This window comes from Asinibacterium sp. OR53, assembly GCF_000515315.1.
In the GTDB taxonomy this organism is placed as follows: Bacteria; Bacteroidota; Bacteroidia; order Chitinophagales; family Chitinophagaceae; genus Sediminibacterium.
Map to the genome: position 1 here is coordinate 2,934,786 of NZ_KI911562.1, position 12,483 is coordinate 2,947,268.

Annotated in this window: 4 protein-coding genes; all 4 read right to left on the reverse strand. The window is 45.4% G+C overall.

Annotation, left to right across the window (positions count from 1 at the left end; translation table 11 throughout):
- Positions 1-4: 4 nt before the first annotated feature.
- Genes SEDOR53_RS0113010 through SEDOR53_RS0113025 form a run of 4 tightly spaced genes read right to left on the reverse strand, consistent with a single transcriptional unit; the run spans position 5 to position 12,481 of the window.
- Positions 5-1,498 carry a contractile injection system tape measure protein gene (locus SEDOR53_RS0113010; RefSeq protein ID WP_026770118.1) on the reverse strand — a complete coding sequence of 498 codons (1,494 nt, stop codon included), beginning with the start codon at positions 1,496-1,498 and terminating at the stop codon, positions 5-7.
- A 2-nt stretch (positions 1,499-1,500) separates the two neighbouring features.
- Positions 1,501-5,739 carry a PKD domain-containing protein gene (locus SEDOR53_RS0113015; RefSeq protein ID WP_026770119.1) on the reverse strand — a complete coding sequence of 1,413 codons (4,239 nt, stop codon included), beginning with the start codon at positions 5,737-5,739 and terminating at the stop codon, positions 1,501-1,503.
- A gap of 11 nt (positions 5,740-5,750) precedes the next feature.
- On the reverse strand, positions 5,751-8,750 hold the full coding sequence (locus SEDOR53_RS17970) for a hypothetical protein (RefSeq protein WP_026770120.1): 3,000 nt from the start codon (positions 8,748-8,750) through the stop codon (positions 5,751-5,753).
- A 20-nt stretch (positions 8,751-8,770) separates the two neighbouring features.
- Positions 8,771-12,481, reverse strand: a complete 3,711-nt coding sequence (locus tag SEDOR53_RS0113025; protein WP_037361272.1) for a baseplate J/gp47 family protein — start codon at positions 12,479-12,481, stop codon at positions 8,771-8,773.
- Positions 12,482-12,483 lie beyond the last annotated feature (2 nt).

The following is a 12,483-nucleotide window of genomic DNA, read 5'->3' on the forward strand; positions in this document are numbered from 1 at the left end:
TTTATCAGTCACCCCATTCCACCACCAGCAACGATTGCATCCAGGCTAATTTGGTCATCTTAATATTCCAGGGCAGGTAATCCAGCAGCATATCGTAAGATAATGTTTGTACTTTCAGACGCCATTGACCGCCTGCCATTTGCAGTTTGCCTTCTCTTTGCAGGAAGGATGCACGCAAGCCTGCAACTGAAGTGTTTTTCAATACCTGCCAGTTGGTAATCACCGCCTGCAACAATTCAGCTACAGCTTCCTTATCGGCTGTTGTAAGCTGGTATTTCTGAGGAATGGGGTCGTGTGGCTTCAAGCCACATAAGAGTTTGGGCAATACCACTTCAAACTCTTCGAAATCATTTTCACCGGTAACGATATGCTGTAACAAGCTAATAGCCCTGGCTATATTATTGATCTGGTTATCATTCAACAATTCGAGTTTATTGAAAAATCGCCCAAGATATGGCGCTACTATTACCAAACCGGCATTGTTGATGTAAATGGTATCTGCTTCGGATAGCACAGGCTGATTATCCTGTGTTGCATTGACCGCGGCAGGAGGCTGTTCTTTTTGCTGTGTATCGGGTTCAGTCTTGTCTGCAATAGTTGCCTGTTGAGATGTTGACCCGGGTGATGTTGTCTTCTTCCTGTGCAGTTCTTGTGTCATAAGTACTTTAAAATCCTTGTTGTTTAGTTCATCAATAAGTTGTTTCAGCGCACCTGTTTCTTTGTGAAGGGTGCCCTTTGGCAATACTTCTTCCAATTGCGCTTTTACTATTTTCGCCAACTGTGCGCTCATTGCATCAGTTGACTGGCCGCTTTTTCCCGAAGGAGTGGAGAGGAGCTGCAATATAGATAACCGGATATTAACGTGAAATGATTGTTGCTGATCTGTACGTGCTATCCATTCAGTGATATGCTGCAAATCATTATACCAATCGTTGAATATTGTTTGTGAACCAGACAGTACATCGATCAATTTCCAGAAACATGCTTCGTGGAACTGTACAGCTATTCTTTGCTGCGCGTGTGTTTCTTGAATGGCTGCCTGCAATTGCGCTTTATCGTATACAGATAAAGAAGCGGAAAAGTTTTCCAGAACAAAAGAATGCCAGTTTCCCGTTCCGGTAAAATGGCTCCACCAGGGCAGGTAGCCGTTCCTGAGATAGAAGATCAGCAGTTGTACGAATTTCGATGCAGGTATTGGCCGGACACTTTGTTTTGCTTCCTTTATTTTCCGGGCAAGCGCTTCGTTGAGTCCTTCTATGATCCTTTGCGCCAGGGCATTTTCCATATCACCGGAATCAAGTGTGAGCTCCAGCGTCAGCCGGTCAATGGCAATCGTTTCATCACCCGGACTATAATGGTCAAACAAAGCCTCCAACTGCGGCAACAATTCCTTGCGCAGCATGTTTTCCGTTGTTCGTTGCAAAGCAATACCGTCGGTGTTACCGTTATAAGTGATGTCCAGGAACTGTTTCCCGATGATATGTTTGCCTGCATGCATGGTTAAATACTCAATAGCGGTATATATCCTGACAGGATATGTGTGTACAATGGTTTAATGGTGGTTTCTTTATTGGTAATTACTCTTTCTTCTTCTGCTTTCACATCATTCAGGAACAGGTTGAATTCGGGTTGTAATTGTTTTTTCTGATCAGCTGTAAACTGCCTGACGACCGCATTTACCCTGCCCAGGTACTCATTGAGTTGTGTGAAATAGGTATTGGTAGGTACCTGCGCTTTATCCATATCTGCCGGCTGTATGCAGGCGATATAGAAAGCAATATCTGTCAGGATCCTCACCAGTTCCATATTCTGCAGCCTGCTGTTCGTGAGTTCCAGATAAGGTATCATTAACATCCGTATCCAGTTGGTCATGGAAGCAACTGTATTCATCTGCTGAAAGGCTTTCAATTGTTTATCGGGTACTCCCATTGCATCTATTCCTTTCAGTTCTTTAAAGAATGGCACAATGGCTGTGGTAAAGGCTTTCTGTGTTGCCTGATCGAGCAGGCGCGCATTCTCTGTTGTATTCAATGTATTGAATGCAGTGATCGCATTATTCAGTGTGTAACATGTTTTTACAACAGGCAGCACGATCTTAACCGTTTGCGTAGCCGTAGCAGCACAGGAGCCATTTGAAACAGTAAGTGATACAGTATAAGATCCTTCTTTCTGGAAATCATGGGAAGGATTGGCTTCGTTGGAAGTTTTGCCATCGCCAAAATTCCATGCTACAGCTCCGGTGGCAGGCACAGAAGTATTCCTGAACAGTTTCAGGGCGGGGGTAGAGCCATTGGTAACAGCGAAACTTGCTTTGGGTTCTGCATAAACGGTTACATCGGTTCCTTTTGATTTACCGGCAGTTGCGTAGGTTAACGTTAGTTTTTTCTGGTCTGCTCCCTGCAACAGCACGCTGGCGGGATTGAACATGAATTTACCGGCTGTATCTTTTGTAATACCTTCTCCGCTAACCGTTCCGCCGGCAGGCGTACCGGTTACTTCTACCGGTTTATCATTTGCACAGAAACTGTTTTTGGGAATTGTAATGGTAAGATCGGGCGTGGTAATGGTTACTTTTTGGGTGACTTTCTCTGAATTGCAAGCGCCATTGACTGCAATCAGGCTTACATTATAATCGCCGTCTGTTCCGAAATTGAAGACCGGTTCTTTTTCCGTAGCTGTTTTGCCGTTACCGAAATCCCAGATCCATTTATCAGCAAAGGCAGAAGATTTATTAATGAAGCTGGCGCTGGTACCGTTTATTTTCACATCAAAAGCTGCAACCGGTTGCTGGAACACATCTACTGCTATAGTAACTGTTTGTTCATTGATGGTATACGTGAGTGTGATATGCTTCTCTTTATCAGCCGGAGCCAGTTTAATGGTGTTGGGAGTGAAGCCGTATTTGCTATTGTTGTCTTTTATAACGCCTTCGCCCGTTACTTCTCCACCGGCAGGAGAAATGTCGATGGGATAGGTTTTGCTGTCACCCGAACAGAAAGTAGTAGGTGTAATATTTATTTTGGGTTGAACAACCAGATCGTTTACGGTGAACAATACAGGCGGACAATCCGAGCAGCAGAGGTAAGGAAGATAAAAATCTGCGATTACCGTATAGTTGGCCAGGTTTGATAATACTTTGTCGAGGTCGATCTCTTTTTCTTGCGCAGTGCCGAGCAGGGTATGCAGGGCTTCCAGTTGCTTTTCGGTGGCGATCTTGAATTCATCCGGAGCCGTTTCAACCGGCTCTTTCTCTATCGTTTTTACCGGCGTCTTGTATATGTTGCGGCTACCTACATACCTCGATCCCATGGGAATATTGCCCAGTATATCTTTTATATGCGTGGCAACAGCAGATTTTTTTTCAATAGCGGTTCGCATGCCGGTGTTTTCTGCCAGCATCACTTCTTCTTTTGCAATATCTATTGGCGTGTATGCAACAGGCTTTTCATGATAGACCAGTATGAAAGTGCCTCCAACCGGAACACCGGCTTTGTGCTGAATGCCAGGATGTGATTGGATGAAATAGCCGAACTTCTGCAGCATCATCACATATACCCATCGCAACAGGTAATCCCTGTATAAAGTGTCTATTTGCTTCTGTATGCAAACAGCAATCAGTTGGTCGATGTGCACCAATGTCTGGGCTCTTTCTGCAGAAAGGGTGCCTCCTGCATTGGTAATCTGCGTTTTGATCCTTTCCGCAGTAGCAAGCATTGCTGTATACGCCGTATCGAAATGAGCCTGGTTGAAAGTTCCCAACGAAAGTGCCAATGTATCGGCCAGTTTACCCATACTCAGCAACAAGGCAAAATACTGGGAGGATGTATTTTCATACATCGCCCTGTTCTCATAGCTAAACATCATATACTCTACAGCTGATATTTTTGCTGTATGTGCATAGTATTGTTCAAATTCATAACCCAGGGTACCGGGCATAACCTTAAAGGTTGGATCACATTTTTTTAAGAGTGGAAATTTAGGTGTAATCGGTTTGGCATCCGCTGCTGCTTTCGTTGCAACAATTCCATAATAATATTTCGCTTCTTTACACAGCGTGCAAGTGAGTTCGGCTGACAGTGTATCATACAAAGCTTCCAGGTCCTGGAATTCACAATCGCATTGTAACTGTTCTGCGTATTGTTCAATGAGTTTCGATACGGTATCCATCTTACCCAATGACTCCAGCGAGGTCTTCAATGAATTGATATCGGCACTCAAAGCAATCACGTCGAAAGGAAGTCGATATTGGTTGCGAATACCCAGGATGGTTCTCAACGCAGTCTTATAAGGCTGCCCGATATGTCCTTCTATCCGCAGAAAATTGTAAGGTTCCAGGTCGTAACGCAAAGGGTTTTTGGTATAGTCGTCGTTCGCATATTCATCTGCATGATAAGAGAGTATCTCCCGGGCACTGCTTTCCTGGCTGCGTTCCAGGCTCCATGCTTCGTATAACTTATCCTTGCCCTGTGCCACCTGGTAATAAAAGGGGATGGATTTTTCTGCCAGTTCTATATTGCCCAACCTGCTGGGCGTAATGCGTATAGAGGTATGGATGCTTCTTTTCACCAGCATTTCATATTCCAGTTTCCAGGAAGCGCCGAAACCGCCTTTTACAGATAAAGAGATGAAAAAATTCTGCAGCATCAATACCATTCTCTTGAACAACCAGCGCAGGCGGATGGTTTGTTTGCAATGACAACCGAGGATCGGAGAGGGAATGAAATAAGTTCTGTATTGACTGGAAATGGCGCCTGCATCGTGAATGGCCAGGTCGAGCAATAAATGCAGGCGGAACAGGTTGTGATCGGGTGAACACATGCTGATGATCTCCATACCTGTTTCCCTGAGTTCTTCATAAGCCAGCAGCAGATCGGAGAACAGATCGTAATAATATTGCAGGTTGATCGCTTCTGTTTGATTGATGGTTGTGTGTAAAAAGGCAAACTCTTGCGAGAATTTGGCAAAAGGATTCGTGCCATACAAATCTTTCACCAGTGGCGATAATAGTTTGTAGGTTTCAATAAACGCATTTTCCATACTGCCGATAAAAGCAGGGGTGAGTATTTTGCGGTACTCTTCCAGTACTTGCCCCGATGATCGCAACTGGGTAGCGATGATGTTGAAGCGGTGCATCTTTAATATGGGCAGGGCGATATAAGCAGCAGGCGTGCTTCCCGATGATTGCTGGCTAAGCCATTTATCTGCCACGGCTTTGGTAACCAGCAGGGGTTTGAACGTAATGGTGACTTCTTTCCCTTTGTCATCGCAGGAATTGGGATTGCAGTTCTTGGCATTCTCTTCCAGCAACTCTACGTATAACAGCACTACCTTATCTGCCAGGTAAGCAGCCGAGAGCGATGTGGTTTTCTCTGCTACGGCCGATTCCACCAACTCATCCAGGTCGAACAGTTTCTTGCTCTTGTCATCGGGCTTTATGTCTACAAAACGCTCGTAATATTTTTGTTTAACCGGATCATAGGCTTTGTATTGCGTGTACGTGGTTTCCGGAAAAGAAACCAGGTACCCGTCCGATGTAACACCGCAGCCCTTGGTAATGGTTAATTCGGTACCCGAAGTATTTGTTCTCACTTCCAGTCCGCATACAATACCAATACCCAGCAGGTTGGTCCTGGTGATCCTTTCCTGCTCTTCCAGGTAACCAAACAGCTCATTCAGGTTGCCGGAGGTGAGCAATTGGTCGGGTACAAATTCCGGATAATTGAATTGCGTTTGCTGCATAACTATTTCGTTTAAATGATGGTCTGGTTTAAATAAACACGGTTCTGATCATCTCCATCAATACAATCATGAAGCGTGGCTTTGGGGTAGACGCTTTTTAAATGAGAGAATTCATCCAACAGTTCTTTCAGTTGCTGGTGCAGGTCTTTTGCGTCGGGCGCTGCTTTTGCCAGTGCCTGCTGCCAGGCGCAATACAGTTTTTCAAATTGATCCAATTGTTTACCTGTTACCCAGCATATCTTCAATCCCAGGTGTGCGGGTATTTCCATACGGATGGTGGTTTCTGCAAACCGCCTGAATTCAATGCCGGAGTTGGCCAGTCCTTTCTCCCCGTTCATTACAATGGTGAGGCGAAAAGAATAAGGGTCTTCCTCGCCGCAGAGTTTGCAATCAGGGGGAATGCAAATAGACAATAAGGGATCGCCTTTGGGGAAGTCTTTGTTGGGCTTGTTCCGTGGGCGCAACAACAGGTGTTCAACCACCAGTATTTTCTCTGCGAGTAACAGATCGTTTACAAAAGCAACAGTGGTATCGATATAGGCTACGCCATCGGCCTTTTTGCTGAAAGGGGTGGGGTTCTCTGCGATGGGTTCTTTCTTGCCGTTCAGCAATGTAAGCACCCACTGCTTGCTTTTCCTAACGTCATAGCTGTTCTTATCTGTGAGATAAACAACGATGTCGTTAATTTCCTTTTTGGCTTTGATCACGGCCTCTTCCCGGGAATCGCTGCTGTAATCGGTTTTGCCGGTCAAATACACGAGCCCGTTCTCATCTTCGAGTTGCCATTTCCGGCTGGTTATTTTTGCCTGCGCATCGGTTTCTTCGGCAAAAACAATATAATCGTCCAGCTCTTTGATACCCAATAATTGCTGTATCCTTTTCTTCAATCCGGCAATATTGTTATCGTTACAGATATTACCTGCATCTTTATAGTTATACGCTCTTGCCCGGTTACTACCGGCAAAAGGTATTTCTTCAATAAAAGCGATCTTATCGTTGATGAGTATTTTGTCGGCGATCTTTTTATTATCGGTATAAGAATACAGCATCAGCGCATAATCGTTGAACTGTTCGCCGAATCGGGCCATCAGGTGGTCGAGGAAACGGTTGCGCCTGTTGAGGAAGACCTGTTCGGTTTCCGAGAGCGCTTGCAGCTTCGCAGCATCAATGGCGTATATTTCATCGATGCCATCTACCAGGGTGGTGCCAATAGTTTTAGAGAAATAAGTGCGGTCTACCTGGTGGTTTACAGAAAAAAGATCCCCTACATGACGCAACTGCTCGAGGTAATTCATAAATAACTGTTCAAAGAACAACAGGTAAGCTTTGAGTTGCTGGGCTTGCGCCTTGCGTTGCAAAGAAACGTTGACCGGTAATTGCCGGTAACCCACACCATAGGTGGCGGGCAGTGAATATTGCAAAGGATAATAATCTCCCAGCTCATAATAATGACCAGGGGGCACAGGCAAGTCGTTATCACCAATTGCAAATTTGGGCCGCTGGTGATGGCCTTCTATCACTTTCAACGTATCCTGCAATTCCAGTTTATCGGGGAGAAAGGGAAGTCCGTTTTTAAAAACCAGGAACTTGGAGCCTGTCAGATATAAACGCGGCTGGTATCCTTTATCTACAGGTAATACCCATTGTTCTCCTTTTAACCGGTTGCCATCTTTATCGTAAGGCGACAAGATCAGGTTCCTTACAGCCAGTACGCCGGGGATATTCATCAGTATGGCAATGATCTCCGATGCATACAATGATTTTTTCAATTGTGTAGACGCTAACTGGTCGTCTTTAATAAACCCGCTGCCGAGGGGAGGGCCATTGAAGATGGTATCCACTGTGAAGCCCGCAGCGAGCATTTCCTTGAGGGAAAAAAATTGTATATCCGGACTGAAATACTGGTCTATCTGGTAATAAGCTTCTGCCAGTATCTTCTCTATATCGGCATCTGGCGTTACATCTAGATCGGCGCAGATAGCAATATCTTCCGTTTCAACAGCATCGATGCTGCAAAAATCTTCGCAGAGGTTACGATGTGCCTGTAAAGCATTGGTGGCCTGCTGTAACGCCCTATCGGCCAATACTATTTTGGCAATGTATTTTCTCAGGATGCCCTGGCTGGTTGCATCGCTGATGGCATTTTGCAAATCGGTAACAGTCAATACTTTTCCATCAGCATCACTGTTCAGCCATACGGTGAAAGGAATATCCTGCATCACCATCGATTTACCGCCATCGATGATGGTAAATGTTGCATACAAAGGATTGCGCAGCCCTTTATACAGATCGGCCTGCGGAATGTTCAGGTTGTCTTTCTTATTGCCCGAAATGAATTGTACATGGATGGTCATTCCCGCTTCGTGTTGCAATGTCAGCAGGAATGTTTTAGTAGCCGCATCTTTCATCAACGCTTTGTAGGAAGGCAACCGCATTTCAATGGTAGCCGTTCCATTGTTTGCCGCAATAGGGAATTGGTACAATATTTTACCGCTGTTCAGATCGCCCAGCACGAGATCATCTTCAAACTCCAATTGCACATCGTACATACCTTTTATAATAATGGTATGCTCCGTGGCGGCGTATTGTAATGCACTTTTTTTACAGTTGGCATAGAGGAACATACCATCACAAGGACAACACATGCATTGCAGCCAGGCGTTCTTGATACCAGGAATATCGATGAGCAATTTCCGGTAGTCGGCTACTGTCCAGGGGTTCACGGTCAATATCTCCCGCGCTGTAAAGAAAGCCTGTTCAGCAGGATCCATCTTTTCGCCCGGTGGTGGCGCCAGCAGGTCTTTGATATTGAAAGATGTGCGATAACCAAGGTCGGTAATGGCATAGCAGAGCAGCTCGAGTATGGTAACGCCCGGGTCGTGGATATTGTAATCTGTCCAGTATTGACTGCCCAGCGATTCAATATAGTCTAGTCCCACTTGTCGCAGCAGCCGGTAATCCTGGCCTGGTTCAAATGTTGGGTTCTTTGCTATGGTAGTGTAATCTGCCATGTCTCAGTTCTTTTCATGGGTTAGTTTGTTATACTCGTCTTTACAGATCGTTTTTTGTTTGTTGCCGTATCATCGGGTATTTGATGCACCAGGTGTTTGTCAGCCGGCACCGATACCAGGATGGATATGGCCATAGAAGCCGTTATCTCGTCTTCATCTGTAAGCGTTGCCTGGTTGTTTTCGGTGAGGTGATACATTTTCACATCGGTGATATAATCCACGTAATACTGGCTTTCGATGAAATTGATGAGCACCGATTTTTCTATTTTGCCTCCAAAGCGTACATCATCTGCTTTGCCATAGGCCCATGGACTGAGCAATGCAGTGATACTTTCTTTCAGCAAATTGCTGTAATAGCTGAATTCATATCCGGGCAATAATTTCAGGTTGAACTCCAGCAATACATCTTCAAAAACAGGATTGCAAACGTTCAACTGTACGTGACAGGATATCCGTTTTTGCAGGAATTCTTTTACCTGGTCGAGTGTATCGGCATTGGTATAGGGCCGCAAAGGGTTGGTATCATTGCGGTTGACGAGATCGGGTATGGTGATCACCGTTACATACCCCGGCGCTACTTCGTTGTAATCTTTGTTGATGTATTTGGTATGGTTCAGGCATTTAACACGGTGTATTTCAGGGAACGCTTCTAACACCAATCGTTCATAATCCCAGATGGTAATGGCCCTGTCTTTATGCCGCAGCCTTTCGTTCACCCGCATATAAAAATGCGTGCTGGTCTCCACCGGTTTGCCACCGAAAGAAGGGTAGGGCTGGCTGATCTTTTTCAAATCAGCAACCGGGTCTTTCAATTTTGAAATGGTATTGGCCGGCAATGCATTGTTCAGGAAATCAGGCGCATTGCGCTGATCTGCAAAGCTGACCGCTGCTGCTTGCGCAGCAACATTCAGAAGCTTGCATACGGCAGCCGGTTTATTGGGTGGTGAAACCGATGCTTTCAGCCAGATCAATCCGGCAGGCATCATAGTGTGTTGCAATGTGGCGTCTTCCGGTATTTGGAAGGAAATAATGCCCGACTGACGCAGGCTCCTGGTTTGATCTACAACAGATTGTTCATCAAATGGTTGCCACTGGTTATTGCGCAAATAACTCCAATGGATCAATGTGCCCGTAACGGAGAGGGTAGGATCGCTGGTGCCTTCCATTACCTGGAACAACACGTTAACGCTTTGCTGCGGCTTCAGGTCTTTCAATCCAATGAAAAAAGAACCGTTATCTGCTATATGATTTTTGGTTTCTTCTGCGTGTGTGAATTGCGGAAGAAAATCGATCGTTGTATCATTGTTCAGCCAGGCATGCTGCTCACTTTCTCCGAAAGGATAGAGGTGGAAATAGCGTGTCGTTCTTGCATTGTAGGTCGACTGATCTTTCTTGTTCAACTGGCTGTTGGTGGAAGCGGTATAACTTACGTAGAGTGAACTGATCATGGGCATGTACGGTGCAATGGGTGGCGTATTGCTGGTATCGGTAGGATCTTTGGCCAACTTAACCAGGTAGGTGATCCTGGCATCCTGGTAAGCGTCATTGCCCAAATCATTGTTCAGGCTCAATCTTAAGAAACCTTTATTACTGCTGCCGTTATAAGGTTGATAGGTATCTGCATAATCCACAATCGTTTCATCTGCCAATGGAATGGCTTTGCCGCTTGCATTGGTAACTGCTACTTTTGCCGTGCTGCCATTGAAAATGGAAGTATCCAGGTCTTTGGTCCAGACACCTTTTGCCAGGTGACGGAATGCCGCACCGGGCGCCGTGCCGGCAGGATAAATGATCTGCGTGCCATTGGCTGGAAGATTTTTCCATTCAATATTCAATACAACGGCTGCATTCCTTTTACAGAACAATTCTTTGTTACCAATGAATATCGACGAACCTGCTTTGGGCAAAGCGCCGAAAGGTTGAAAAGGTTTGGAAGTATCTACCAATCCGGCATCATTGGCTACGGATAATTGTTTCAATCCGCTTTGACTATACGTACTGCTATTGCCAACGGATACGGACACTTTGATATCTTCTATTTTCAATCCACTCAGCGAATCGTAATAATAAGACATGTCATCGCCCTGGTTGAGATAAACTTTCACTACCGGCAGGTTACAATTGAATGAGCCGCCGTGAACCGCTGCCACATAGTTGGTGATGGGCGGTTCATTTCCGTTCAACATAATATGAACGGTATAATAAGCTTTACCCGAACTGTTCGTGCCACAAAATATTTCATAGGTTTTGATCCGGTACCACCCTTTGTCAGTAGTAGCGTAACATTCAAATGCACCGGTTTCGGATATATCCTCGGAAGTGCCGCCGGCAAACTGCATGGTGAGGTCAACTGCCCGTTCTCCTTCTGTTAGGTAGAGGTAGTGCGAAGCAACTGCAAAGCCCACTTGCGCCCGGGGTGTATCGATGGATTTCAGTTTACCGTCCGTATATGTTTTGATGAAAAAGGGGTGCCATTCTTTATTGAGTGATTTCAGCTCTGCGCCTTTTCCATCCTGTGAATTGGCTATGGCTGCTGCAAAAAGTCTTCCTTTGTTGTTGATCTTACCTGTCTTATCATCTGCATCGCCTTTATACACGTTCATCAATGCTGCGATAGACGCTTTATTGAATACCGTGTCTTTATCGAGTGCGTAAAACAGTTCTTTTCCTAAACTGTCTTTACCTGCCTTAAACAAACTGCCTTTTGCAAGCATGTATTCATCTGTTTGTTTAGCCAGTTCCATCACCAGGTGTACATGATCGGGTATTTCGGCCCTAGGTACGAGCGACAATACTTCCTTATAATAAAAGTCGAGATGACGTTGGGTAAGCGTATTGATGCCTGCTTTGGCGTATTTGAACAGCTTGAGAAAAGTCAGGAACAAAGTATAGTGTGGCGCGTGACTGCTCCAGTTACTGAGGGTTTGTAACAACAAACTCTCTGCATCACTGATAATGCGGGTATAGGCTTTGAGGAACTGGTCGAAAATACCGGTGAATAAATTATGATTCACCGCGTGGTGTATCTTCTGCCAGGGCTCTGTACCCGTTCCGAATATTTCTGTATTGGCAGCCAGGCCGGCAGACTGGTAATAATCATTGAGTGTGGCCGCACCATGCAGCCAGGCAGCCGATAACTGGTCATTTGTGAGGATATGAGCAGGGCTTTCCACCTGTTTATCCAAAATGATCCAACCGGCGTAAGTTGTTTCTTTTACAAGACTGGCTATCGCTGCACCTTTGTACACTGCCAGCAATTGGGTAAATTCATTTTGCAGCCTGGAACGTACCAGGTTTTGAATGGTTTCCTTCAATGGATTGCCATCGGGTAATTTTGCAGCCGCTGCATCTATCGCCACACATAAAGTAAGTATGCCACCGAATAACCCATTGAAAGTTTCTTTCAGCAGATCGGTCTTCAGTTTATTCTTATCGGCCCTGAGCACATTAAATTTTTCTTTGAAGCTGCGCCTGTATTCGTCTATATCCTGTATGGCGGTGGTGCCCAGCACAGCCGATATATCTGAGGTGAAAAAAGACTGCCAGTTACCGTTGGGTTGGTTGGTGGTATCAAAATACTTGATCCATTGCGCGAACTGACCGGCAAATACGATCCATTCTTTATAGTCGCGCTCTTCCACCAGCACATAGCCGTCTTTCAGTGCTTCGGGCATGCGTTGCTGCTGGCCGGTGCCATTTCGCTGTAAAGGATTTTTATTATCGCAACTCATAA